The following is a 25,349-nucleotide window of genomic DNA, read 5'->3' on the forward strand; positions in this document are numbered from 1 at the left end:
CCACATATCCCAAGGTGCCGCATGGCTTTTTGAAGCGGCGGGATTATGTGAGGCAGCGTGAACGATCCGCTTCCCGTCCTGCAATCCACTTTCGGCTTTCCCGAGTTCCGCGGCGTCCAGCGCCAGGTGGTCGACCGCGTGCTGGCCGGGCAAAATACGCTCGCGGTGATGCCGACCGGTGCGGGCAAGTCGCTCTGCTATCAATTGCCGGCGGTGATGCTCGACGGCACCTGCGTCATCGTCTCGCCGTTGATCGCACTGATGCACGATCAGCTGCGCGCGGCGGAAGCGATCGGCATTCGCGCCGCGACCCTGACCTCGGTCGACACCAACCAGATGGAGACGATCGGCCGGTTCCGCGCAGGCGAGCTCGACCTGCTCTATGTCGCGCCCGAGCGGGCGTCGGGCGAGAGCTTCCGCAATCTGCTCGGCCAGGCGCGGCTGGCGCTGTTCGCGATCGACGAAGCGCATTGCGTGTCCGAATGGGGGCATGATTTCCGGCCCGATTATCGCCTGCTGCGGCCGTTGTTCGATCATTTCCCCGATGTGCCGCGACTCGCGCTGACCGCGACCGCCGATGCGCATACCCGCGCCGACATCCTCGAACAGCTCGGCATCCCGCGCGACGGCATGATCGTCGCCGGGTTCGACCGGCCCAACATCCGCTATCTGATCTCGCCCAAGGACAACACGACCCGGCAGATCGCCGATGTGATTGCCGAGCAGCCCGGCCCGGGCATCGTCTACGCCCAGACGCGCAAGGCGGTCGAACAGCTCGCCGAGAAGCTGGCGGCGACGGGCAGGTCGACCCGGCCCTATCATGCCGGCCTCGAACCGCATGTCCGCGCGCGCAACCAGGCTGATTTCGTCGCGTCCGAGGACATGGTGATGGTCGCCACGGTGGCGTTCGGCATGGGCATCGACAAGCCCGACGTCCGCTTCGTCGCGCATGCCGGGCTGCCCAAATCGATCGAGGCCTATTATCAGGAGACCGGCCGCGCCGGGCGCGACGGTGACCCGGCCATCGCGCATCTGTTCTGGGGGGCGGAGGATTTCGCCAAGGCGCGCCAGCGGATTTCCGAAGTGGAGCCGCATCGCCAGTCGGGCGAGCGCACCCGGCTGACCGCTTTGGGTGCGCTGGTCGAGACGGCGGGGTGCCGGCGGCGCATCCTGCTCAAGCATTTCGGCGACGAGTCGCCCGAGACCTGCGGCAATTGCGACAATTGCCTGAATCCGCCGAGCGCGGTGAATGCCACCGAGGTCGCGGTCAAATTCCTCTCCGCCGTGTTCCGCACCGGGCAGAGCTTCGGCGTGGGGTATATCGAAAGCATCCTGACCGGCCAGTCGAGCGAGCGCAGCCTGATGAACGGGCATGAGGCGCTGAAGGTGTTCGGTATCGCGTCGAGCCCCGAGGAAGCCGCGCTGATCAAGCCGGTCGCACGCGCGCTGCTGCTGCGCGATGCGTTGCGGGCGAATGATTTCGGCGGGCTCGAATTCGGGCCCGAGGCGCGGGCGATCCTGAAGGGCGAGTCCGAGGTGGCGCTGATCCTGCCGCCCAGGCGCGAGCGGCGAGGACGGCGCGGCGCGAATGCTGTGGCCAATCCGGTCGGCGATCCGCTGTTCGAGGCATTGCGCGCCAAGCGTCGCGAGCTGGCGCAGGAGGGGCAGGTGCCTCCTTACGTCATCTTCCATGATTCGGTGTTGCGCGAGATGGCGACGACCAAGCCGGGCAATCTCTCCGCGCTGGGACGGATTTCGGGGGTCGGGCAACGCAAGCTCGAAGCCTATGGCGATGCGTTTCTCAGCGTGATCCGCGATGGGGCGTGACGCAAAGCCCCTCTGCTTTTAGGAGAGGGGTTGGGGTGAGGTTGACCCATTTCCCGGCGTCCGACCGGTAGCTGAGTCGCCCTCACCCTCCCATGCTGCGCATGGGCCCCTTCCTCTCCCGCTGGGAGAGGGGTTTTTATGAAGGTTCGGCATGCACATTCGCCCTATCGACGATTCGATCTCCGTCTCCCCCCAGATCACGCCCGAGGACGTGGCGGAGATCGCCGCGGCCGGCTTCACCGCGATCGTCAACAACCGGCCCGATGACGAGGAAGGCGGCCAGCCCGAAGGCGAGGCGATCCGCGCCGCGGCCGAGGCGGCCGGCCTGTCCTATACCGCGATCCCGATCACCCATGCCGGCTTCTCGGGCAACCAGGTCGATGCGATGGTCGCGGCGCTCGAAGGCGCGGACGGGCCGGTGCTGGCTTATTGCCGCTCGGGCACGCGCTCCTGCAATCTCTGGGCGCTGGCGCGCGCGAAGATGGGCGACAACCCCGATCGACTGATGTCGAAGGCCGCGGCCACGGGATACGACCTTACCGGCATCCAGCCCCTGCTCGACACGCTGGCGGGCGGCAGGTGAACTGGGTCCAGCTCGCCGGGTCGATCGTGGCGATCCTGGCGCTGGCCGGGGTCGCGCGGTGGCTGCGGCTGGGCGAAAGCCGGATCGCCAGCGCGGCCGAGGCGCGCGAGATCGCCGAGGACATGCTGGTGGGTTTCTATGCGCATGCCGCGCTGGTCAGCCAGGATGGCGGCGCGGCGATCGTCGCGGGCAATGGCGCGATCGCGGTGCTGAAGCGGCACGGCGCGCGCGTCGCGGCGCGGCGGCTGCTTGCACCGCTGTCGATCGGACCGGCGATCGAGGGCGTCACGGTCAGGACGGGCGAGCGGCTGTTCGGCGACGTGACCCTGCTCGGCGTGCTGGAATCGGATGTACGTGGGCTGGAAGCGTCGCTGACAAGAGTGTAAGCAGTCTGCATGACGCTGCCGAATCCCGTCGATTATGCGGTTCCGGCCTTTGTCCTGCTGGTGCTGGCCGAGATGCTGGTCGCCTGGGCGAAGGACCGCAAACGCTATGAGCCGAAGGACACGCTGACCTCGCTCGCGCTCGGCACGGGCAGCACCGTGGCGGGGGTGCTGACCGGCGGTTTCGTCTATACGCTGGCGGTGTGGCTGTCGCAGTACCGGCTCTTCGACATCGGTTATGCCTGGTACTGGTTCGTCCTGTGCTTCGTGATCGACGATTTCGCTTATTATGTGTTCCACCGGTCGGCGCACCGGGTGCGGTGGTTCTGGGCGAGCCATGTCATCCACCATTCGAGCCAGCATTATAATCTGTCGACGGCGCTGCGGCAGACCTGGACCGGCTTCATCTCGATCGGCTTCATCTTCCGGCTGCCGCTGTTCCTGATCGGCTTCCCGCCGGCGATGGTGTTCTTCGTGGGTGGGATCAACCTGATCTACCAGTTCTGGATCCACACCGAAGTGATCCACCGCATGCCGCGCTGGTTCGAAGCGGTGATGAACACGCCGTCGCACCACCGCGTCCATCACGCGACCAACCCGCGCTATCTCGACAAGAATTATGCCGGGGTGTTCATCGTGTGGGACAAATGGCTCGGCACCTACGAGCCCGAGCGCGACGACGACCGGCCGCGGTACGGCATCGTCAAGAATCTGGGCAGCTTCAACCTGGTCTGGGCGGCGTTCCACGAATGGGTGGGCATCGCCAGGGACGTATGGGCGGCACCCGGGCTGCGCGCCAAGCTCGGCTATATCGTGCAGCCGCCGGGCTGGAGCCATGATGGCAGCCGCGACACGTCCGAAACAATCAAACAACGCTGGCTCGAAAAAGAGCAGGCACGAGAGGGGGTCGCGTGGAAGAAGCCGACATCGTCGTCATCGGGGGCGGATCGGGCGGAGCGGCAGCAGCCGGCCGGCTGAGCGAGGATGGGCGCTTCAGCGTTGCCCTGCTCGAGGCGGGAGGGCCCAACACCGGGTTCCGTACGCGAATCCCGGGCTTCATCGCTTTCCAGACGCCCAAGACCAACTGGCAGTTCGAAACGGTGCCCCAGGCCGGGCTGAACGGCCGGCGCGGATACCAGCCGCGCGGGCGCGGTCTCGGCGGGTCGAGCGCGATCAACGCGATGCTCTATCTGCGCGGCAACAAATGGGATTACGACAATTGGGCGGCGATGGGCTGCCCCGGCTGGTCCTATGACGAGGTGCTGCCGGTCTTCAAACGCAGCGAGAGCAATGAGCGCGGGGCCGATGCCTGGCACGGCGGGGACGGGCCGCTGCATGTCAGCGACCAGTGCGACCCGCATCCGGGATCGATCGAGTTCGTCGAGGCGGCGCGGCAGCTGCAGATTCCGATCAACGAGGATTTCAACGGCGCCAGGCAGGACGGCGTCGGCGTCTATCAGGTGACGCAGAAGGGCGGCGAGCGCTGGAGCTCGTCGCGCGCCTATGTCGAGAGCGCTGCCGGGCGGACCAACCTGCAGGTGCTGACCGAGGTCACCGCCGAGCGGATATTGTTCGACGAAGGCCGCGCCAGCGGCGTCGCCTATGTGCAGAATGGTCAGGCCAGGGTGATCCGCGCGCGCCGCGCGGTGGTGCTCGCGGGCGGGGTGTTCGGCACACCGCAATTGCTGATGCTGTCGGGCATCGGGCCGGGCGAGCATTTGCGCGAGCAGGGCATTGCCGTGCGCATCGACCGGCCGATGGTCGGCGCTAACCTGCAGGACCATGTCGATTATGTCGCCGGGTTCGAGGTGAAGGGCAGCTATTTCATCGGCCAGTCGCTCAAGGGCACGCTCAAGTCCATGGGCGCGATCGTGCAGTGGATGCGGCACCGGCGGGGCGCGATGACCACGCCCTATGCCGAGACGGGCGGCTTTTTGACGGTCGACCCCATTTCCCCCGCGCCCGACATCCAGCTGCATTTCGTGCCGGTGGTGCTGGAGGATCATGGGCGGACCAAGGTGAAGAGCCACGGCTTTTCCTGCCATGTCTGCGTGCTGCGGCCGGAGAGCCATGGCACCGTCCGGCTCCAGTCGATCGATGCGCGCGCCGCGCCGCTGATCGACCCCGCCTTTCTCAGCGACAGGCGCGATGTCGAGCTGCTGAAGAAGGGCGTGCGGGCGATGTACCGCATCCTCGAGACGCCGCCGATCGCCGATCACAAGGGCCGCGACCGCTATCCGGTCGACCTGAACGACGACGATGCGCTGGAGCGGCTGATCCGCGCCCGGGCCGACACCATCTATCACCCGGTCGGCACCGCGCGGATGGGATCGGACGATCTGGCGGTGTGCGACCCGACGCTGCGCGTGCGCGGCGTGGAGGGACTCTATGTCGCCGATGCCTCGATCATGCCCAAGCTGATCTCCGGCAACACCAATGCGCCGTCGATCATGATCGGCGAGCGCTGCGCCGATTTCGTGAAGGCCGATCTCGCGGGCTGACACCATTCATAACGCGCGCGTTCAGCATTTCGCGTGTAGCGCCGCCCGATGGACAGAAAGACCCTCAACCGCGTCGGCCTGGCGGCCGCGATCCTGCTCGTGCCGGGCGGCTTCATCCTGGGCGCGACCCTGGCCGCGCGGCGCTATCGCAAGCAGCAGGGTGAGGGCGACGTCGCCTCCGAACCCGCGGATACCCATGAGGAAGAAACGCCTCCCGCTTCCTGACATAAAAAAGGGCCGGTGCGTTGCCGCACCGGCCTGAGGTCGTCCGCAGGAGGAACGAGAGGGGGGGCCGGCCCTATGACCGGCCCCGAACTTGTCAGTAGTTGTAGGCGCGCTCGCCATGCTCGCTGATGTCCAGGCCTTCGGCCTCGACATCTTCGCTCGGGCGAAGGCCGATGGTGTATTTGAGCAGCGTGAACAGGGCGAAGGACACGCCCCCGGACCAGACCAGGGTGATCAGGATCGCCTTGAGCTGCGTGATCATCTGCGCGCCCATGTCGTACTTGCCGGCAACCGCTGGCATGACGGTGTAGTCGAACCAGCCCTGACCGCCGAGGTTCGGATCGGCCATGATGCCGGTCGCCAGCGCGCCGACGATACCGCCGATGCAGTGGACGCCGAACACGTCGAGCGAGTCGTCATATTTCAGCGCGTTCTTCACGGTCGTCACGAACAGGAAGCAGATCGGCGAGACGACGAGGCCGAGGATGATCGACGTCATCGGCGCGCCGAAGCCCGAGGCCGGGGTGATCGCGACGAGGCCGGCGACGGCGCCCGTTGCCGCACCGAGGAGCGACGGTTTCTTGTGGACAATCTGCTCGATCACGGCCCAGGAAACGGCCGCGGCGGCAGTGGCGACGAAGGTGTTGATGAAGGCGACGCCCGTGACGCCGTTGGCTTCGAGGTTGGAGCCTGCGTTGAAGCCGAACCAGCCGACCCACAGCAGCGAGGCACCGATCATGGTCATGGTCAGCGAGTGCGGCGGCATCGGCTCTTTCTTGTAGCCGAGACGCTTGCCGATCACGAGGCAGCCCATCAGGCCGGCGATACCGGCGTTGATGTGCACCACGGTGCCGCCGGCGAAGTCGAGCGCGCCGATCCCGTAGAGATAGCCGAAGTCACCCGGCTGCTTGGGCAGGAAGTCCGGGCCGGCCCAGTACCAGACCATGTGGGCGATCGGGAAATAGACGATCGTCAGCCATGCAACCACGAAGATGATCAGCGGCGTGAACTTCACGCGTTCCGCGAACGCACCGACGATCAGCGCCGGCGTGATGCAGGCAAAGGTCATCTGGAAGCAGATATAGGCATATTCCGGGATATAGACCCCGTTCGAGAAGGTCGCCGCCAGGGTGGTGGCATCGACGCCCTTCAGGAAGAGCTTGGAGAAGCCGCCGACGAACGGCGCGGTCGCGCCCGAACCGGCGGTGAAGGCCATCGAATAGCCCCAGCAAACCCAGACGAGCGACGCGACGCAGACGATCATCAGGACCTGCATCAGCACCGACAGCATGTTCTTGGTGCGGACCAGGCCGCCATAGAAGAGCGCGAGGCCGGGCACCGACATCATCAGCACCAGCACCGACGAGGTGAGCATCCAGGCGGTATCGCCCTTGTTGGGTGCCGGCGGTGCGGCCGCTGCGGCATCCTGCGCCCAGGCAGGAAGAGCGGCGAAGAGCGCCGCCCCGAGACCGGCCCCGAGACCGGCGATGCCGGCGTATTTCAATGCATGCTTCATCACTGCCCCCTTACTCACAGCGCGGTTTCATCGGTTTCGCCGGTGCGGATGCGCACCGCCTGGCCGACATCGAGAACGAAGATCTTGCCGTCGCCGATCGCGCCGGTGTTGGCCGATGCCTGGATCGCCTCGACGACCTTGCCGGCGAGGTCCGCCGCGCAGACGATCTCGATCTTGATCTTGGGCACCATGTTGGTGCTGTACTCGGCCCCCCGGTAGATCTCGGTCTGGCCCTTCTGTCGGCCAAAGCCCTTCACTTCCGTCACGGTCATGCCCGCGACGCCGATCTCGGTAAGGGCCTCGCGGACCTCGTCGAGCTTGAATGGCTTGATGATGGCAATGATGAGTTTCACCGGCGCCCCCCTTGTGAGAATTGTCCCGGGGGAACATCAGCAATGGTCGTGCCAGAGTCGAAAACACGCGTTTCCGCGCCATTTTCTGAAAGGAAATGTTACCCGCAGGTAAATTTTTGTGCAGCCGCTAACGGCTGCCCAAGAATCAGGCAGTATCCGACAGGATTTTGCGGGCGGCCGCCAGATCCTCGTCATCGACCATCACGCGGACGGGAATGAACAGATAGCTGCCGTCCGCGATGCTCGCATTGCCGTCGAGCGCGAGTGCATCGATCCCTTCCGAATCGAGCCGGCCGATCACGATATGGGCTTCGTTGCGGTTGAAGCGGCCCAACTCTACCAACGCCACTATTGAGCGGCCCGGGTCGGATTGCGGACGGGCAGGCCGTCGATGCTGTGGGTGCGCCGGGCATATTTGCCGAACCGCTCCTCATCGCTCGACTTCGCATGATATTTGCTGAGCGTCTCGCGCTCGCGCTCGAAGCGCATATGCGGCACGCCCCAGCCGCAGCTGGTCTGCACCTGGTCGATCGCCACCTCGAAGATCTGGCGGGTGCCCGGGAGCAAGGTGAAATGAGCTGCCAGCACGGCCCAGCGATCGTCCTGCGGCAGGACCGGCACGCCCCGGCCATAGATACGGAAGATCAGCGCGGGGCTCTCGAAGGCGCAGAACATGATGGTGATGCGGCCGTCGGCGAGGAGATGCGCGTTGGTCTCGTTGCCCGAGCCGGCGACGTCGAGATACGCGACGCGTTTGTCGTCCAGCACCCGGAAACAGTCCATGCCCTTCGGGCTGAGGTTGACCCGAGCCCCCTCGGCAGCTGTGGCGACGAAGAACACCGGCTGGCGCGCGAGAAAGGCGCGGTGGTCGTCGGTGAGGGCATCGAAGAACTCGGCCATGGGCGGTCCGTACCACAGCCGTTGCCGGTTCGGGAGGGGCGCGAGAAAGGAATATGTTCACGCGAAGACGCAAAGACGCGAAGAGGAACCCGATGGGCGCTCGTCCGCGACGGCACATCTTCGCGTCTTCGCGCCTTCGCGTGAAACGCCCTTCTTTCCAACGCGCGCCTGGGAAAGCTTGGAAGCTCAGACCTTGCGTGGCACCCGTGGCCGGCCAAGCGGGCATTCGAGCGCGTCGCGGTCCCAGCCGGCCAGGTCGGCGGCGGCATCATAAGTCGACTGGCAGAAAGCGAGCAGCGCCGCGTCGGGATCGGCGGCGGTGCGGACTGCGTCATAGGACAGGAGGAACTCGCCCATCTCGCTGCTGTAGACGGCTTCGGACGGTTCGACCCTGGCATCGCCATAGCCGGCGGGCGCCGGATAGGCATAGGCGTAGAAGGAGGCGTGCGGCCAGGCGTCGCTGCCGGGCCAGAAGCCGACGCTCGATTCCTCATGGCTGTACGCCTCGCACGTCACATCGTCAGGCAGGCCGGGCAAACCGCCGGGATGACGCGGCGCATCGCGGCCGGAGAAACGGGTCGAGGCGAGATCGAAGCTGCCCCAGAAGAAATGAGTCGGGCTGGCCTTGCCGAGGAAGCCGGTGCGGAACTGGCCGAACACCCGCTGCGCCTGGATCAGCGCACGCCAGAAGCGGCGCGCGGCCTCCCCATCATAAGGGCGATGCTCGCGATCCTCGGCGAAAGGCAGGGCGCCCGGCATCTCGCTGGGCGTGCCGTCGAACGACGTCGTGACGCCAAGGTCCCGGAGCGCCTCCACCACGGCAGCGTGGAAATCGGCGATGCTGCCGGCCGCGAGCGGAACGGTCTTCACGCCGCCGTCGCTGGCGGCGAAGACGACCCGGTCAGCGATCAGGTCGAAATCGATCTGCAGGATGCGGTCGCCGCACGGGATGGCCGAACTGCCCAAGCCGCGCGCGGTGACGTAGAGCGGGACGTGCCAGCTATGGTTGAGCCATGGCGTCAGCGCGAGGCGGACCTTGCCGATGATCTGGGTGCGAAGCTGGAGCCCGATCGCGGTCTCGCGCCACGAGAGCCAGTCGAGTTCAGGCCAGCCAGACATCATCTCTTCCTTGTTTCATCATCCCTCGCGCGGAGGGACGAAGATCACACCGCCGTGCCGCCCACCGTCAGCCCGCTGACCAGCAGGGTCGGCTGGCCGACGCCGGCGGGGACGCTCTGGCCGCCCTTGCCGCACATGCCGACGCCTTCGTCGAGCGCGAAGTCGTTGCCGATGCCGGTGACCTTGGTCAGCACGCTGGGGCCGTCGCCGATCAGCGTCGCGCCCTTGATCGGGGCGCCGAGCCTGCCATTCTCGATCTTGTACGCCTCGGTGCAGGAGAAGACGAACTTGCCCGAGACGATATCGACCTGGCCGCCGCCGAAGCTCTTGGCGAAGATGCCGTTCTTGACCCGCGAGAGGAGCTCGGCGGGATCGTCCTTGCCGGCGCGCATGAAGGTGTTGGTCATGCGGGGCATCGGAGCATGCGCGAAGCTTTCGCGGCGGCCATTGCCGGTCGGGGCGACGCCCATCAGCCGCGCATTGAGCCGGTCCTGGATATAGCCGCGCAGGATGCCGTCCTCGATCAGCACATTTTCCTGAGTCGGCGTGCCTTCGTCATCGATCGACAGCGAGCCGCGCCGGTCCGCGATCGAGCCGTCGTCGATCACCGTTACGCCCGGCGCCGCGACGCGCTCGCCGATCCGGCCGGAAAAGGCGCTGGTGCCCTTGCGGTTGAAATCGCCTTCGAGCCCGTGCCCGATCGCTTCATGCAGCAGGATGCCGGGCCAGCCCGGGCCAAGCAGCACGGTCATGTCGCCGGCGGGCGCAGCGACCGAATCGAGATTGACCACGGCCTGGGCCAGCGCCTCGTCGATCGCCCGGTTCCACGTCTCGGGCTGCATCAGCGTGTCGTAGAGATAGCGACCGCCAAGCCCGAAATTGCCTGTCTCGCGCCGGCCATTCTGCTCGACCACGATCGAGACGTTGAGACGGACGAGCGGGCGGATGTCAGTCGCGACGAAGCCATCGGCGCGGACGATCTCGACCACGCTCCAGCTTCCGGACAGCGATACCGAGACCTGCGCCACGCGCGGATCGCGCGCGCGGGCGGCGGCGTCGATCGTCTGGCAGAGATTCACCTTGTCGGCGAAGGGGATGAGATCGAGCGGATCGGCATCGGTATAAAGATGGCGGTTGGTCGCGCGCGGCGGCGGGGCCTTGGCCGCGGCGGACGGATCGATCAGCGCCATCGTCTCGGCGGCACGGCCGATCGCGGCGGCGCTCAGTTCATTGGCATGGGCGAAGGCCGTGGTCTCGCCCGAGACGGCGCGCAGGCCGAAGCCGGAATGCGTGTCGTAGCTGGCGGTCTTCAGCCGGCCGTCGTCGAAGCCGAACGCTTCCGACTTGCGATACTGGAGATAGAGCTCCCCGTCATCGGCCCTGGCGAGCGCCGACGCGGTCAGGCGTTGCGCCTCCGCGGGATCGAGCTGGCCATCGTGATAGAGGAACGAGCGGGGGTCTGTAAGGCTGGTCATGCACGCCAATATAGGCAGGTCAGACGCTGGCGCCAGCCGGATGATCGGGAAGCGTCGACTGATCGACACCATCGGCGGGCCCGCCGATCAGCACGAAGCGGCGGTCGCAATAGCCGCAATCGACATAGCCATGCTCGTCGATCTCGAGGAACACGCGCGGATGGCCGAGCGCGGCGCCGCCGGGAATGTCGGTCGCGCCGTCACAGGCGACACGGCGATGGGAGACGCGGAGGGTTTCGGGCGGGGCGATCATGAGGTGGCGCGATAGCAAGGTGGGAGGTGGTCGACAATCCTCCCCGGCACGGGGAGGGGGACCGCGACGCGAAGCGGCGTGGTGGAGGGGGCGTGCCGCGAGCGTTCCGTCTGCGGCACGCCCCCTCCACCATCCTTCGGATGGTCCCCCTCCCCGTGCCGGGGAGGATTGAGGTTGCGCCTTGCCGCGCCTACAGGCTCCCCCATGACCGAAGCCGCGATCGTCATCGACTCCCTGTGTAAGACCTACAAGGGCGGCAAGCGCGCGCTTGACGATGTGTCCTTCGAAGTGCCGCGCGGGCAGATCTTCGGGCTGCTCGGGCCGAACGGCGCGGGCAAGTCGACCCTGATCAACATCCTGGCCGGGCTGGTCAACAAGACCGAGGGCAAGGCCTCGATCTGGGGCTTCGACATCGACCAGCATCCGCGCAATGCCAAGGCGTCGATCGGGATCGTCAACCAGGAGATCCTGTTCGACCCCTTCTTCACCCCGTTCGAGACGCTGGAGATTCAGGCCGGGCTCTACGGCGTGCCCAAGGCGAAGCGGCGGTCGATGGAGCTGCTCCGCGCGGTGCATCTGGAGGACAAGGCGAACGCCTATGCCCGCACCTTGTCGGGCGGGATGAAGCGGCGGCTGATGGTCGCCAAGGCGATGGTGCATACGCCGCCGGTGCTGGTGCTCGACGAGCCGACCGCGGGCGTCGACATCGAATTGCGCCAGCAGCTCTGGGCTTATGTCCGCGGACTCAACCAGCAGGGCGTGACGGTGGTGCTGACCACCCATTATCTCGAAGAAGCCGAGCAGCTGTGCGACCGCATCGCCATCATCAACCATGGCAAGGTGATCGCGAACGAGCCGACTCGCGAGCTGGTCGGCAAGGCGACCGAGAAGCTGGTCGAGGTGACGGTCGACCGCGACGTCGTGACGCCACCCCAGTCGGTGTGTTTCCAGAAGATCGAGCTGAAGGGCACGAGAACGCTCGCGATCACCTATGCCAAGGACCGGGTGAATGCCGGCGAAGTGCTCGCCGCGGTTCAGGCCGACGGCTATGGCATCGTCGACGTTTCGACCCGCGAGGCCGATCTGGAAGACGTGTTCCTGAACCTCACCCGGGCATCCAACGGGTAGCGACCGCTTGTTTTCCCTTCCGTTTCGGGCGTAGTCGCTGGAAACGCGGATCGAACGACTGGTCTCGACTTCGCTCGATACGAACGGAGTAGGCGTGCCGGACTTTCATTCAAGCGATGTTCTGATCATCGGATCCGGCGCGGCCGGGCTGACCGCCGCGCTCAATCTCGCCGACCGGGTCAAGGTGACCGTGCTCGCCAAGGGCGGGCTCAACGAGGGATCGACTGCCTGGGCGCAGGGCGGCATCGCCGCAGTACTCGAACCGGGCGACACCTTCGAAAGCCATATCGAGGACACGATGATCGCCGGCGCGGGGCTGAACGACCGCGAGACCGTCGAGTTCGTGGTCGAGCGCGCGCCCGCCGCCATCGCGCGGCTGGAAGAGCTTGGCGTGCCCTTCGCCACTGACGGCGACACCCTGCACCTGACGCGCGAGGGCGGGCACAGCCACCGGCGGATCGTGCATGTCGCCGATGCGACCGGCTGGGCGGTGCAGGAAGCGCTGCAGCGCGCCGCCGAGGCGCATCCCAACATCACCCTGGTGCCCGACATGGTCGCGATCGACCTCGCCACCGGCCGCCATGAGGAGCGCTATTCGGGATCGGGCCATGTCTGGGGCGTCTATGCCGTCAACCGCGCGACCGGGCGGGTCGAGCTCTGCACCGCGCGCGCCACGATCCTGGCGACGGGCGGGGCGGGGCGGACCTATCTCTTCTCCACCGCGCCGCGCGGCGCGACCGGCGACGGCATCGCCATGGCGTGGCGCGCGGGATGCCGGGTGTCGAACATGGAATTCATGCAATTCCACCCGACCTGCCTCTATAATCTGGAGGTCAAGAATTTCCTGATCACCGAGGCAGTGCGCGGCGAGGGCGGGCATCTGCTGATTCCCGATACGGGATACCGCTTCATGCCCGATTTCGACGAGCGCGCGGAGCTGGCGCCGCGCGACATCGTGGCGCGCGCGATCGACCATGAGATCAAGCGGCTCGGCCTCGATTATGTCCATCTCGACATCAGCCATCGCGGGCCGGAGTTCGTGAAGGAGCATTTCCCCAACATCTACGAAAAGCTGCTGGGGCTGGGCATCGACATGACGAAGGACCCGATCCCGGTGGTGCCGGCGCAGCATTATACGTGCGGCGGGGTCGTGATCGACCTGCACGGCAAGACCGACCTGCCCGGGCTCTACGCCGCGGGCGAGTGCAGCGAATCGGGCCTGCACGGCGCGAACCGGCTCGCCTCCAATTCCCTGCTCGAATGTTTCGTGTTCGGCGAGGCGGCGGCCGACCATATCCTGGAGCATTGGGACGAGCTGCCCGCGCCGCCCCCGATCCGCCCCTGGGATGAAAGCCGGGTCGAGGATTCGGACGAGGAAGTCGTGATCAAGCAGAACTGGACCGAGATCCGGCGCTTCATGTGGAATTATGTCGGGATCGTGCGCACGACCAAGCGGCTTGAACGCGCGCAGCACCGCATCCGGATGCTCACCGACGAGGTGAACGACTATTACGGCCATTTCCGTGTCACGCCCGACCTGATCGAGCTGCGCAACCTGCTCCAGACCGCCGAGCTGATCGTCCGGTCCGCGCTGCATCGGCACGAATCGCGCGGGCTGCACTATACGCTCGATTATCCCGCGATGCTGCCCGAAGCGATCGACACCGTCCTGATCCCCTGAGGAACGCGCCCGGACCTGATCGAGCCACAAGACTCCCGAATGGAATCAAAAGCCTGGTCCCGATTGCTTTCACCAGCATTTCACCTTGTGACAGCCGCGGTTCATCGCAACGCTGGCACATTGGGGATTCCTCAAGGAGATTCCGGGCCTAAGATCGGCACCGGGGTGGGACATGATTGGTGACGCAGATTCTGCCGTTTGATTTTCCAAGGCCGGTATCGGTCATCCTGCTCGCCGCAGCGCTCTGCGCGTGCGGCAATGACGCCAGCCGGCACCTCGCCCTGATCCCCCCCGCGCCGGCGCGCCCCAGCTATCAGCTGGTCGTTCCCGTTCCGCCGCCCGCACCTAGGCCGCTGCCGCCCGCGGCGCCCGAGGCGCTGGTCGCGAACATCGCGTCGCTCGCCCGCAACTTCAACGGCAAGGTCGGCATCGCGGTGCGCAGCATCGACCAGGGATGGACCGTTTCCAGCAATGGCGAGACCCGGCTGCCGCAACAGAGCGTGAGCAAGCTGTGGGTGGCGATGACCGTGCTGGACTATCGCGACAGCGGCCGGCTGACGCTCGACGATCCGGTCACGCTGACCCGGGAGGATTTCACCCTGTTCCACCAGCCGATCGCCGCGCTGGTGAAGGGCGACGGCTATCGCACCACGATCGGCGAGCTGCTGCGGCGCGCGCTGACGATGAGCGACAATACCTGCAACGACCGGCTGCTGCGCTATGTCGGCGGGCCGGCGGCGGTGCGCGATTTCATCCGCCGCAAGGGACTGGGCGACATCCGCTTCGGCCCGGGCGAGAAGCTGTTGCAGAGCGGAACGGCGGGGCTCGAGTGGAAGCCGGAATATGCCTATGGCAATGCCTTTGCAGTTGCCCGCGCGCGACTGCCCCAGGCTGCACGGACCGCTGCGTTCGACCGTTATGTCGCCGATCCGCCAGACGGTGCCGCGCCTGCCGCCATCGCGGGCGCGCTCGCCAGGCTCAAGACCGGCCAGTTACTCTCCAGGCAATCGACCGACTATCTGATCGGCACGATGGAAGCCTCCAAGACCGGCAAGCAGCGCATGCACGGCGCAGTGCCCGGCGACTGGAGCTTCGGCCACAAGACCGGCACCGGCCAGGATCTCGGCGGACGCACCGCGGGTTATAATGATGTCGGCCTGCTGATGGCGCCCGACGGCCGCAGCTATGCCGTCGCGATCATGATCGGGGACACGCCCAGGCCGATCCCGGCGCGCCAGGCGCTGATGCAGGCAGTCGTCACGGCGGTGGTAGGAAGCCATCGCGGGGGCGGTTATGCGGTTGCCAGCGGCGGCGGCACGGCCGATGCCGCGACCATCCTGAACAACTAGAGCCCAGGGCAAGTCGGGCTTGGGGCAAGCGCTCCACGCTGCTATCCACCCGCCATGCCTCATCTCTACCTCGTCGACGGCTCGGGTTATATCTTCCGCGCCTATCACCGGCTTCCCCCGCTGACCAACGTGCACGGCGAACCCGTCGGCGCGGTCTATGGCTATACCACCATGTTGTGGAAGCTCGCCGACGAGCTGCACAAGGCCGATGGGCCGACGCATATGGCGGTGATCCTCGACAAATCGAGCCATACGTTCCGCAACGAACTCTACGACAAATACAAGGCGCAGCGTCCGCCGCCGCCCGAGGACCTGGTGCCCCAGTTCCCGATGATTCGCGACGCCACGCGCGCCTTTTCGCTGCCCTGCATCGAGGAGGACGGGCTGGAGGCGGACGACATCATCGCCAGCTATGCCAAGGCCGCGCTGCGCGAGGGCTGGTCGGTGACCATCGTCAGCTCCGACAAGGACCTGATGCAGCTGATCGAGCCGGGGCTCGACCTGTACGACACGATGAACAACCGGCGGCTCGGGGCCGAGCATGTCATGGAGAAGTTCGGCGTGATGCCCGACCGGCTGGGCGATGTGCTGGGCCTGATGGGCGACAGCGTCGACAACGTCCCGGGCGTGCCGGGCGTGGGCCCGAAGACCGCGGCCAAGCTGATCCAGGAACATGGCGATATCGAAGGCGTGCTCGCCGCCGCCCCGTCGATGAAGCCGGGCAAGCTGCGCGACAATCTGATCGAACATGCCGACAATGCCCGCCTCTCGCGCGTGCTGGTCACCCTGAAGGACGATGCGCCGCTCGCCGAGCCGCTCGAATCGCTCGAGCTGCAGGGCATTCCCGCGGCGCCGCTGCGCGCGTTCCTGGAGCATCACGGCTTCAAGTCGCTGCTCGCCAAGCTTTCCGCCGTCGCCGATGCGCCGGTCGAAGCGCCGAAGAGCGTGCCGCAGGAGGAGGACCCGCCCTGCGATCACGACGGTTATGAAACGGTGATCGACGAGACGGCGCTCGACCGCTGGATCGCCGAGGCGCGGCGCCAGGGCTGGGTCGCGATCGACACCGAGACGACCGGCGTGGATGCGACCCGGGCCGAGCTGGTCGGGATCAGCATGGCGCTCGCCCCGAACAAGGCGTGCTACATCCCGCTCGCGCATGGCGGCACCGGGCTGTTCGCCGAGAAGCCCGACCAGATCGCGCCGGCCGTGGCGCTGGAGAAGCTCGGACCGCTGTTCGAGGATCCGGGCGTGCTCAAGATCGGGCACAATCTCAAATATGACATGATCGTGCTCGGGCGGCTGGGCATCGATGTCGCGCCGCATGACGACACGATCCTGATGAGCTTCGATCTCGACGCCGGCCTGCACGGCCACGGCATGGACGAACTCGCCGCGACTCACCTGTCGCACAGCTGCATCGCGTTCAAGGACGTGGTCGGCACCGGCAAGAGCCAGTTGCAGTTCAACGAGATCGACCTGGCATCGGCCACCCGCTACGCCGCCGAGGACGCCGACGTCACCCTGAGACTGTGGCGCCGGTTCAAGCCGCGCCTGCCGGCCGAGGGCGCGACCCGCGTGTACGAGATGGTCGACCGGCCGCTCGCCCCCGTCATCGCCCGGATGGAACGGCACGGCATCAAGGTCGACCGCGAAAGACTTGCCCAGCTTTCCACCGAGTTCGCGCATTCGATCGCCGCGCTGGAGACCGAGATCCACGGCCTTGCCGGCGGCCCCTTCACCATCGGCAGCCCCAAGCAACTGGGTGACGTGCTGTTCGAGCGGATGGGCATCAAGGGCGGGCGCAAGGGCAAGTCGGGCGTCTATTCGACGGACGTCAACGAGCTGGAGCGAATCGCCGCGGACTTGGACTCGCCGGGCAAGGAGATCGCCCGCCAGGTGCTCGAATGGCGCCAGCTGTCCAAGCTGAAATCCACCTATACCGACGCGTTGCAGGCGCAGATCAACCCGGAGACGGCGCGCGTCCACACCAGCTATTCGCTGACCGGCGCACAGACCGGGCGCTTGTCCTCGACTGACCCCAACCTGCAGAACATCCCGATCCGCACCGAGATCGGCCGCCAGATCCGCGATGCGTTCGTCGCCGAATCGGGCAATGTCCTGCTCGCCGCCGATTATTCGCAGATCGAACTCCGGCTCGCCGCCCATATGGCCGACGTGCCCGCGTTGAAGGCAGCGTTCGCCAATGGCGACGACATCCACAGCCTCACCGCGCAGGAGCTGTTCGGCGAGGTCAATCGCGACACGCGCGGTCGCGCCAAGACGATCAACTTCGCGATCCTATACGGCATCTCGCGCTGGGGCCTGGCTGGGCGGCTGGACGTCACCGCGGACGAAGCGCAGGGCATGATCGACCGCTATTTCGAGCGCTTCCCGGGCATCAACCATTATATCGTCGAGACGACCGAGAAGGCGCGCGAGAAGGGCTATACCGAAACGCTGTTCGGCCGGAAGACGCATTTCCCGCGGCTGAAATCCAAGATTCAGCACGAGCGCCAGGGCGCCGAGCGCGCCGCGATCAACGCGCCGATCCAGGGCACCAGCGCCGACATCATCAAGCGCGCGATGGTGCGGATGGGCCCGGCGCTGCTCGAAGCCGGACTGCCCAAGGTGCGCATGCTGCTGCAGGTGCATGACGAACTGGTGTTCGAGCTGCCCGAGGGCGACGTCGAGGCGGCCAAGCCAGTGATCGAGCGCGTCATGGCGACCGCGGCCGAGCCTGCCGTGGTGCTCAGCGTGCCGCTCGGGATCGAGATCGGCGTCGGCGCCAGCTGGGGAGCGGCGCATTGACCAATCCGGTCGCCGCCGATGACGGGGGCACCGAGGATCTGAAGGCGCTTGCCAAGGGCGGGCGGACCAACATCCTCGGCTTCGCATTGCGGCTGCTGGCGCGGCTGCCTTTCCTGTTCATCGCTGGCCGGGTCTATGGCCCGGACATCGTCGGCCGGTTCGCGCTGGCCGTGGTGGTGGTCGAGCTCGCCGCGCTGCTGGCGACGCTCGGGCTGAAGCGCGGGCTCGCCCAGGCGCTGTCCTCGTCCGAGCGGCCGCATGTCCATGTCGCCTGGGATGCGATGGCGGTGGCGTTCTGCGCCTCGCTGATCGCGAGCAGCGTGCTGATCGCCATCCCCGAGATCATGTTCCCCAACAGCCCGATCCAGGGAATGGACCGGTGGCTGCCGTGCATCGTCTTCGCCGTCGCCTGGTCCGATGTCAGCCTGGCGGCGCTGGCCTATCGCCGCAACGTGAAGGCGACCGTGACGGCCCGGGCGGTCGTCGAGCCCTGGACGATCAGCGTCGCGGCCTATGCCTTTTCCTTCGTCTCGCTGCGCGACGGGCTGTTTTATGCCTATATCCTGTCGATGGCGGCGGCGCTGGTCGCCTCGCTGATCCCGTTCATCCGCAGCTATGGCCTGCCCTATGGCTGGCGGCCGCGTGTGGTGCGGCTGTTCGCCATGGCCAGCCGCAACGTGCCGCTGGCGGGCGCCGATGCGATCGAATGGAGCACGCGCAACGTCGACCGCTTCATCCTGGGCGTGATGTTCGAACCGAAGATCGTCGGCATCTATTATATGGCGCAGCAGGTCGCCTCGCTGCCCGCCAAGCTGAAGACCAGCTTCGATCCAATCCTGGGGCCGGTGATCACCGCGAGCCTGGCCCGGGACGACCGCGAGGCAGTGGCAGCGCAGGTGCGCCAGGTCGGTTTCTGGATCATGGCGGCGCAGGCCGGCCTGGCGTTGGTGGGATCGATCCCAGGCGAGGCCGTGATGGGCGTGATCGGTCCGCAATTCGTCGCCGGCACCGCGGCGCTCGCCTTCCTGCTGACCGCCGAAGTGGCGGCATCGACCGGGGCGGTGTGCGAATCGGCGCTGGTCTATGTCGCGCGGATGCGGAACCTGGCGATCTCGCTCTTCATGCTGGGCTTTCAGGTCGCGCTGAGCTTCGGCCTGATCTTCGGGATGCGGGCGATCGGCTGGCCGGTCAATTTCCAGGCGGCGGGACCTGCCGTCGCCTTGCTGATCTCGCTCGCGATCAGCTCGATCGTCAAGGCGAGCTTCCTGTCGCGCCTGCTCAAGGCGCGGGTATCGGGGTTCCGATGGCCCTTGCTCTGGGCCGCGGTCGCCGCGATCGCGGTCGGCTCGCTCTTCACCTCGCTGCCCAGGCGCTATGAATGGGCCGAGCTGATCATCGGCGTGCCGGTGATCCTCGCCACCTATGTGTTCGTGCTGCACCGCTGGGCGTTCGGCCCCGAGGACCGCGCGCTGTTCGGCAAGATCCCCGCGGCGGAAGACGCGCTGCCGACCTGAGGATCCCCGAAGATCAATGCCGGAAGTGGCGCATGCCGGTGAACACCATCGCCAGCCCCGCTTCGTCCGCCGCCGCGATCACCTCGTCGTCGCGGATCGAGCCGCCCGGCTGGATGACGGCGGTCGCCCCCGCCTCGACCGCAGCGAGCAGGCCATCGGCGAAGGGGAAAAAGGCATCCGAGGCGACGGCCGAGCCGATCGTGCGCGGTATGGCCCAGCCGGCCTTGTCGGCGGCGTCCTTTGCTTTCCAGGCGGCGATGCGGGCGGATTCGAGGCGGTTCATCTGCCCGGCGCCGATCCCAGCGGTGGCGCCGTCCCTGGCATAGACGATCGCGTTCGACTTGACGTGCTTGGCCACGGTCCAGGCGAAGCGGCAATCGGCGAGCTCGGCCTCGGTCGGCTGGCGCTTCGTCACCACCCTGAGCTCGGGCGCCGCGCCGTTATCGCGGGTCTGGACCAGCCAGCCGCCGGTGATCGACTTGGCCATAATGCCGTTGCGCGCCGCATCGGGCAGGTCACCGGTGAGCAACAGGCGCAGGTTCTTCTTCGCGGCGAAGATGGCGAGCGCGGCTTCGTCGGCATCGGGGGCGATCACCACCTCGGTGAAGATGCCCGAGATGGCGCGCGCGGTCGCTTCGTCGAGCGCGCGGTTGAGCGCGATGATGCCGCCAAACGCCGAGACCGTGTCGCAGGCAAAGGCCTCGGCATAGGCCTGTTCGATCGTCGCGGCAGTGGCGACGCCGCAAGGATTGGCGTGCTTGACGATGACCACGGTCGGCGCGGCATCGCGGAATTCGCTGACCAGCTCGAGCGCGGCATCGGCATCGTTGTAATTATTGTAGCTGAGTTCCTTGCCCTGCACCTGGCGCGCCTGGCCGACGCCGCGCGCGGCCGGGCCGGTGGCGGTGTAGAAGGCGGCCGACTGATGCGGATTCTCGCCATAGCGCAGCGTCGCGCCGCGCTTCAGCGTGATCGGCAGGGTTTCCGGAAAGGCCTCGCCCTGATCGGCGAAACCGAACCAGCTTGCGATCATGCCGTCATAGGCAGCCGTCGCGGCAAAGGCGCGCGCGGCGAGGCGCTTGCGCAGTTCCAGGGTGGTCGCGCCGGCGCCCGCGTCCATCTCGGCGATCAGCGCCTCGTAATCGGTGGGGTCAGTGACGATCGCGACGAACGCGTGGTTCTTCGCCGCCGAGCGGACCATCGACGGGCCGCCGATATCGATGTTCTCGATGATCTCGGGCCGGTCGGCGCCCTTCATCACTGTCTGGAGGAAGGGATAGAGGTTGACCACCACCAGGTCGATCGCGCCGATGCCATGCTCCTCCATCGAGGCGACATGCGCCGCATCGTCGCGCACGGCGAGCAGGCCGCCATGCACCTTGGGATGGAGCGTCTTGACCCGGCCGTCCATCATTTCGGGAAAGCCGGTCAGGTCCGAGATGTCGCGCACTGCGAGCCCGGCGTCGCGCAGCGCCGCAGCGGTGCCGCCGGTCGAGACCAGCTCCACGCCGTGGCGGGCGAGCGCCCGGCCGAGATCGACGATGCCGGTCTTGTCGGATACCGACAACAGGGCGCGGCGGATGGTGATGGCGGTCATGGGCACTCCGGGGGTAAGGATTGCGCGCCCCTCTGCCGCCTCAGGTCGCGCGCTTCAAGGTCCAGCTGACATTGGCGCCGCCGGCGGGCGATTCGCCGGAGACGACGAGCTGCTGGGTCGACTGGGGGCGGCCGTCGCCGTCGATCCACAGGCTGTCCTCGATCGTCAGCGTGCCGCCGCGGCAGCGGAACTGCCACAACACCCCACCCGGCAGGCGCAGAAGCGCGGCCATGCCGTCCGCCGTGGGCGAGACCGAGACGCCCTGGCCGAGATGGAAACGGACCGCGAAGGCCGTCGCGGCGAGCGCGCGCTTCTTGCTCGCGGGCAGGAGCATGTCCTCGCCGCGCACCTCGCGCCCGTCGCCGGTCATGACGAGCTGGCGGCGGTGGAGGAAGCCGTACCGCCTGGCATAGCCGTCATGGCTTGCCTCGATCCGGCTCGACGCCTCGCTTTCCTGGCGCGTCAGCTCGACTTCGGCGACACCCCGGCCGAGCGTCCCGTCGGCATGGATCGCGGTCGAATTGCTGTCGCCGACGACCAGGGTCGAATGCGCGGCGGTGGTGCGCAGGCCATCGGCGAGCGCGGCGGGCAGCTGCGCGACGGCAGCGCGGGCGCCGCCGCAATTGACGACGAGGCGGTGCGGCCCGTCGGAGAGTTCGAACGCGAGCGTCGAGGCGCAACCGCCCTCGACCAGCCGGGCGATCGGCGGGGGCGCCGCATCCATGATCAGCACCGCGGCACCGGCGGCGAGCCGCTGATAGCCCCAGTCGCGCGCCTGGCGGAGCGGCCGTGCGCGAATCCCGGTCGCGGCGATGATCGCGTCGAGCGTCTCGCCCCGGACAGGGCCCCCGCCCTGCCAGCTGGAAAGCCCGTGATCGCCGAGACACACGCCGAGCAGCGCCGGCACCATGCGCGCCAGCACCGCGGCGATGGCCGGCGGTTCGACCAGGCGGCGGGCGGCATAGACATGCTTCAGGCTGGTCAGCAGCATGATGATGTCGAGCTGCGCCATGGGCGAGCGCGCCACGCTGCCGCCATCCTCGAACACCGAGACCGACAGCGCCTTGGCCAGCGCGGACTCAGCCGCGCCGCGCCGCGCATCGCCGCCCGGAATCAGCAGGCCGGCCGCGACCACGCCGCACAACGCCGCGACCCGGGGGGCGCCGGGCGGGAGCTTGTCCGCGCCGCGATCGATGTGGCGCGCGCCGCGGGCCAGCGTGTTGAGGACGAGGCTGCGATAGACCAGGTCAGTGCTCGACAGGATCAGCGGCGCATGGGCGGCCCAGAGCAGGATGCGGCGGCCCCACAGATCGGCGCGCCAGGCCGGCTCGCTGACCTTGTCGGCATGTGCGGCGAGCCAGCGGCGCATCAGATCCTCGGCGATCGGCGTCGCCTGGCGGCGCGGCGCGGCGGTGGAAAGGTCGCGCAGCCACAGGAAGCCGTGAAGATAATCGCCAAAGGCGCGCGAGAAATCGGGCGCGGCCAAATCGAGGTCGGCGATGACCCGGATTTCGCCACGCAGGTTCAGTGTTCCCTCGAGCATCGCCTGGCCGCGACGCGGATCGCCCGGAAAAGGATCGTCCGGCACCGCGATCAGCTTCAGCGGATGCCGGCCCTTCAGCCGCATGCCGTGGATCGGCGTCTTCCAGGTCAGGCGGTGGAGATATTCCGAGAGACGCTCGGCAAGCGACAGGCCCTTGTCGCCCCCCGATCGAATCAGCCGCTTGCCTTCTTCGATGCCGTCGGCGCCGGAATCGCGATCGTGGTCCTTCACCCGCCTCTCAAGGCAAGGATATTGGCGGCATAGGCCGAGGCGCCGCCGCGGAAGGTCGCGGTACCCGCCACCAGCGCGTCGGCGCCGGCGGCGATCGCCTCACGCGCGGTGACCGGATCGATGCCGCCATCGACTTCGAGATCGACGCTGAGCCCGGCCTTGTCGATCATCTTGCGCACGCTTTCGATCTTGCGCAGCGCGCTGGCGATGAAGCCCTGGCCGCCAAAACCGGGATTGACGCTCATCACCAGCACCAGATCGACTTCCTCGAGCAGGTAATCGAGCGCCTTGGCCGGCGTCTGCGGCGTCAGCACCACGCCGGCACGCTTGCCCAGCTTGCGGATGTGCTGGAGGCTGCGGTGCGTGTGCGGCCCGGCCTCGACATGGATGCTGATGGTGTCTGCACCGGCCCCGGCGAACTGGTCGAGGAACGCATCGACCGGCGCGATCATCAGATGGACGTCGAGCGGCTTGGTCGTGTGCGGGCGAAGCGCCTTCACCACGGCCGGGCCGATCGTGATGTTGGGCACGAAATGGCCGTCCATCACATCGACATGGATCCAGTCGGCGCCAGCCGCATCGATCGCACGCACTTCCTCGCCGAGGCGCGCGAAATCGGCGGAGAGGATCGAAGGGGCGATACGGACAGGCTGTTGCATGACCGATTCCTTAGCATGGCTGAGTCGCCCCGCAAGGCAAGTCAGGCGGCACGGCGCAATCGGGCGATGAAGAAGCCGTCACAGCCGCCTTCCTCGCCGAGCATGCCGGGCAGGGTACGCACCCAGCCGCGCTGATGCGGCGCGATGCCGCTGGGCAATTCCTCGTCGCGGACCGGATCGATCGTGAAATCGGGCTGGGCCGCGAGGAACGCCATGAGCTGCTCCTCACCCTCGGCGCGTTCGAGCGAGCAGGTGGCATAGACCAGGGTGCCGCCGGGCTTGACCCATTTGGCCGCGCGGGCGAGCAATTGCGCCTGAACGCGGGCCATTTCGGCGATCACCCGGGGGTTCACGCGGTGGAGCACATCGGGATGGCGGCGGAAGATGCCGGTCGCGCTGCACGGCGCGTCGAGCAGCACGGCATCGGCGGGCGCATCGGGCGACCATTTGAGCAGATCGGCGGCGATCACCGTCGCGTCGAGATGCGTGCGCTCCAGATTCTCGCGAAGCCGCGCCAGGCGGTTGTCCGAGGAATCGACCGACGTCACGCTCCAGCCGGCGCTGGCGAGCTGCATCGTCTTGCCGCCGGGCGCCGAGCAGAGATCGAGCGCGATACCCTGTCCCTTGCCGATCAGCCGGGCGGGCAGCGAGGCCGCGATATCCTGCACCCACCAGCCGCCTTCTTCGAAGCCCGGAAGTTCGCGAACGTTCGTGCTGGCGAGGCGGATATGGCCGGGGAGCAGCGAAATGCCCTCCATTTCCTCGGCCAACACTTCGGTAGCGGCCGGATCGGCGAGGGTCAGATCGAGCGGCGGGGGCACGGCAATGGCGCGTTCGGCGGCGCCGACCTGGTCCTCGCCCCAGGCATTCTGCCAGCGCGCCTCGACATCCTCGGGCAAGGTCGGAAATTCCGGGAGCGTGGCGGCGCCGCGCATCAGGGTGCCGAATACGCCATGGACCAGCTTGCGCGGGCCGCCATCGACCAGCGGCAGCACGGTGGAGATCGCGGCGTGCGGCGGCGTGCCGAGCGCCAGTGCCTGGACCAAAGCGATACGCAGGGCGAAGCGCGCCTTGGCGTCATCGGGCAGGCGGCTGCGCGTCGCCGAATCGATCAGCAGGTCGAGATCGGGCAGGCGACGCAGCGTCTCGGCGGCGATGGCATGCGCGAGCGCGCGATCGTCGCTGCGATCGATCCCCTGAGTCGCGCGGTCGAGCGCTACCTCGAGCGGCAGGCCCTGGCGCAGCACCGCATCGAGCAGCTTCAGCGCGGCGCGGCGGGCGGGCACGCCCGGCGGATCGGCGGGGCGGTCGGAGGATTGGCGTGGAGGTCGGGTCAAATCGCTTGAACTCATGTCGTGACGGGTGGATGGGGTGGCAAGCAGCATCCGGGATGAACCGCCATGGGCCGCCGCCCGCCACATGTGAAGCCGCCAGCCTATCTTTCCAAGAGCCCGCCGGTGCCGAAACCCGATCCCCAGCCCGCGCCAGAGGCGGAAAACGACCCGCCCGGGCTCGATCCGACGCGCTATGGCGACTGGACGCTCAAGGGCATCGCAGTCGATTTCTGACGTCGCGAATCGTCCCTTCCGCGACGACTTTTTCGCTGTTTTTCCCTGTTAAATCCGTATTTTATTTTTTCGCGCTTTTTCCCCGGTCAGATTGGATTTCGCGCCCGGATTTCCCGTGCTTCAACAACAGGTTGAA

Annotated in this window: 23 protein-coding genes; 12 read left to right on the top strand and 11 right to left on the bottom strand. The window is 67.1% G+C overall.

Annotation, left to right across the window (positions count from 1 at the left end; translation table 11 throughout):
• The first annotated feature begins 57 nt into the window (after nt 1-57).
• From recQ to ACZ1I2_RS01905, 6 genes are all read left to right on the top strand, one after another.
• Nucleotides 58-1,827 carry a DNA helicase RecQ gene (gene recQ / locus ACZ1I2_RS01880; protein WP_465171291.1) on the top strand — a complete coding sequence of 590 codons (1,770 nt, stop codon included), beginning with the start codon at nt 58-60 and terminating at the stop codon, nt 1,825-1,827.
• A gap of 151 nt (nt 1,828-1,978) precedes the next feature.
• Complete coding sequence (locus tag ACZ1I2_RS01885) at nt 1,979-2,410, top strand: protein tyrosine phosphatase family protein (RefSeq protein WP_465171290.1); 432 nt, start codon at nt 1,979-1,981, stop codon at nt 2,408-2,410.
• Nucleotides 2,407-2,796 carry a hypothetical protein gene (locus tag ACZ1I2_RS01890; RefSeq protein WP_465171289.1) on the top strand — a complete coding sequence of 130 codons (390 nt, stop codon included), beginning with the start codon at nt 2,407-2,409 and terminating at the stop codon, nt 2,794-2,796. The genes ACZ1I2_RS01885 and ACZ1I2_RS01890 overlap by 4 nt, the downstream gene beginning before the upstream one ends.
• Nucleotides 2,797-2,805: 9 nt before the next feature.
• Nucleotides 2,806-3,771: a sterol desaturase family protein gene (locus tag ACZ1I2_RS01895; RefSeq protein ID WP_465171288.1), complete on the top strand. Its 966-nt coding sequence runs from the start codon at nt 2,806-2,808 to the stop codon at nt 3,769-3,771.
• Nucleotides 3,705-5,294, top strand: coding sequence for a GMC family oxidoreductase (locus ACZ1I2_RS01900; protein ID WP_465175300.1), 1,590 nt, complete (start codon nt 3,705-3,707; stop codon nt 5,292-5,294). The genes ACZ1I2_RS01895 and ACZ1I2_RS01900 overlap by 67 nt, the downstream gene beginning before the upstream one ends.
• Nucleotides 5,295-5,342: 48 nt before the next feature.
• Entirely contained in the window at nt 5,343-5,519 is a 177-nt protein-coding gene (locus ACZ1I2_RS01905; protein ID WP_465171286.1) for a hypothetical protein, read from the top strand.
• Between the two features lie 94 nt (nt 5,520-5,613).
• Here ACZ1I2_RS01905 and ACZ1I2_RS01910 read toward each other — a convergent pair whose 3' ends face one another.
• The 7 genes from ACZ1I2_RS01910 to ACZ1I2_RS01940 all read right to left on the bottom strand — a co-directional run bounded on the left by ACZ1I2_RS01910 (nt 5,614) and on the right by ACZ1I2_RS01940 (nt 11,135).
• Complete coding sequence (locus tag ACZ1I2_RS01910; protein WP_465171285.1) at nt 5,614-7,035, bottom strand: ammonium transporter; 1,422 nt, start codon at nt 7,033-7,035, stop codon at nt 5,614-5,616.
• A gap of 14 nt (nt 7,036-7,049) precedes the next feature.
• Nucleotides 7,050-7,388, bottom strand: a complete 339-nt coding sequence (locus tag ACZ1I2_RS01915) for a P-II family nitrogen regulator (RefSeq protein ID WP_372856643.1) — start codon at nt 7,386-7,388, stop codon at nt 7,050-7,052.
• A gap of 145 nt (nt 7,389-7,533) precedes the next feature.
• Nucleotides 7,534-7,737: a putative signal transducing protein gene (locus ACZ1I2_RS01920; RefSeq protein WP_465171284.1), complete on the bottom strand. Its 204-nt coding sequence runs from the start codon at nt 7,735-7,737 to the stop codon at nt 7,534-7,536.
• Nucleotides 7,737-8,288, bottom strand: a complete 552-nt coding sequence (locus ACZ1I2_RS01925) for a pyridoxamine 5'-phosphate oxidase family protein (RefSeq protein ID WP_465171283.1) — start codon at nt 8,286-8,288, stop codon at nt 7,737-7,739. The genes ACZ1I2_RS01920 and ACZ1I2_RS01925 overlap by 1 nt, the downstream gene beginning before the upstream one ends.
• A 186-nt stretch (nt 8,289-8,474) precedes the next feature.
• Complete coding sequence (locus ACZ1I2_RS01930; RefSeq protein WP_465171282.1) at nt 8,475-9,407, bottom strand: DUF5996 family protein; 933 nt, start codon at nt 9,405-9,407, stop codon at nt 8,475-8,477.
• 44 nt (nt 9,408-9,451) lie between these two features.
• On the bottom strand, nt 9,452-10,882 hold the full coding sequence (tldD, locus tag ACZ1I2_RS01935) for a metalloprotease TldD (RefSeq protein WP_465171281.1): 1,431 nt from the start codon (nt 10,880-10,882) through the stop codon (nt 9,452-9,454).
• A gap of 19 nt (nt 10,883-10,901) precedes the next feature.
• Nucleotides 10,902-11,135, bottom strand: a complete 234-nt coding sequence (locus ACZ1I2_RS01940; protein ID WP_299904562.1) for a zinc-finger domain-containing protein — start codon at nt 11,133-11,135, stop codon at nt 10,902-10,904.
• Between the two features lie 204 nt (nt 11,136-11,339).
• On the opposite strand from ACZ1I2_RS01940, the gene ACZ1I2_RS01945 reads away from it, so the two are divergent.
• From ACZ1I2_RS01945 to ACZ1I2_RS01965, 5 genes are all read left to right on the top strand, one after another.
• On the top strand, nt 11,340-12,263 hold the full coding sequence (locus tag ACZ1I2_RS01945; RefSeq protein WP_465171280.1) for an ABC transporter ATP-binding protein: 924 nt from the start codon (nt 11,340-11,342) through the stop codon (nt 12,261-12,263).
• Between the two features lie 94 nt (nt 12,264-12,357).
• Entirely contained in the window at nt 12,358-13,944 is a 1,587-nt protein-coding gene (nadB, locus tag ACZ1I2_RS01950; RefSeq protein WP_465171279.1) for an L-aspartate oxidase, read from the top strand.
• A 176-nt stretch (nt 13,945-14,120) separates the two neighbouring features.
• Entirely contained in the window at nt 14,121-15,293 is a 1,173-nt protein-coding gene (locus ACZ1I2_RS01955) for a serine hydrolase (RefSeq protein ID WP_465171278.1), read from the top strand.
• 54 nt (nt 15,294-15,347) lie between these two features.
• Nucleotides 15,348-18,101, top strand: a complete 2,754-nt coding sequence (gene polA, locus ACZ1I2_RS01960) for a DNA polymerase I (RefSeq protein ID WP_465175299.1) — start codon at nt 15,348-15,350, stop codon at nt 18,099-18,101.
• Complete coding sequence (locus tag ACZ1I2_RS01965; protein ID WP_465175298.1) at nt 18,098-19,615, top strand: lipopolysaccharide biosynthesis protein; 1,518 nt, start codon at nt 18,098-18,100, stop codon at nt 19,613-19,615. The genes polA and ACZ1I2_RS01965 overlap by 4 nt, the downstream gene beginning before the upstream one ends.
• Before the next feature lie 13 nt (nt 19,616-19,628).
• Here ACZ1I2_RS01965 and purH read toward each other — a convergent pair whose 3' ends face one another.
• From purH to ACZ1I2_RS01985, 4 genes are read right to left on the bottom strand one after another with little or no spacing between them, the layout of a single operon-like run.
• A complete protein-coding gene (gene purH / locus ACZ1I2_RS01970; RefSeq protein ID WP_465171275.1) occupies nt 19,629-21,212 on the bottom strand; it encodes a bifunctional phosphoribosylaminoimidazolecarboxamide formyltransferase/IMP cyclohydrolase in 1,584 nt (527 codons plus the stop codon).
• Nucleotides 21,213-21,252: 40 nt separating this feature from the next.
• Complete coding sequence (locus ACZ1I2_RS01975; RefSeq protein WP_465175297.1) at nt 21,253-22,986, bottom strand: heparinase II/III family protein; 1,734 nt, start codon at nt 22,984-22,986, stop codon at nt 21,253-21,255.
• The gene (rpe, locus tag ACZ1I2_RS01980) at nt 22,983-23,645 is read right to left on the bottom strand and encodes a ribulose-phosphate 3-epimerase (RefSeq protein WP_465175296.1); all 663 of its coding nucleotides are present in this window, start codon (nt 23,643-23,645) and stop codon (nt 22,983-22,985) included. The genes ACZ1I2_RS01975 and rpe overlap by 4 nt, the downstream gene beginning before the upstream one ends.
• A gap of 41 nt (nt 23,646-23,686) precedes the next feature.
• Nucleotides 23,687-24,982, bottom strand: a complete 1,296-nt coding sequence (locus tag ACZ1I2_RS01985; RefSeq protein ID WP_465175295.1) for an RsmB/NOP family class I SAM-dependent RNA methyltransferase — start codon at nt 24,980-24,982, stop codon at nt 23,687-23,689.
• Nucleotides 24,983-25,045: 63 nt separating this feature from the next.
• Between ACZ1I2_RS01985 and ACZ1I2_RS01990 the strand changes: the two genes are divergently transcribed.
• Nucleotides 25,046-25,213 carry a DUF1674 domain-containing protein gene (locus ACZ1I2_RS01990; RefSeq protein WP_465171272.1) on the top strand — a complete coding sequence of 56 codons (168 nt, stop codon included), beginning with the start codon at nt 25,046-25,048 and terminating at the stop codon, nt 25,211-25,213.
• Nucleotides 25,214-25,349 lie beyond the last annotated feature (136 nt).

Source organism: Sphingomonas sp. BL-S-29 (assembly GCF_055521495.1).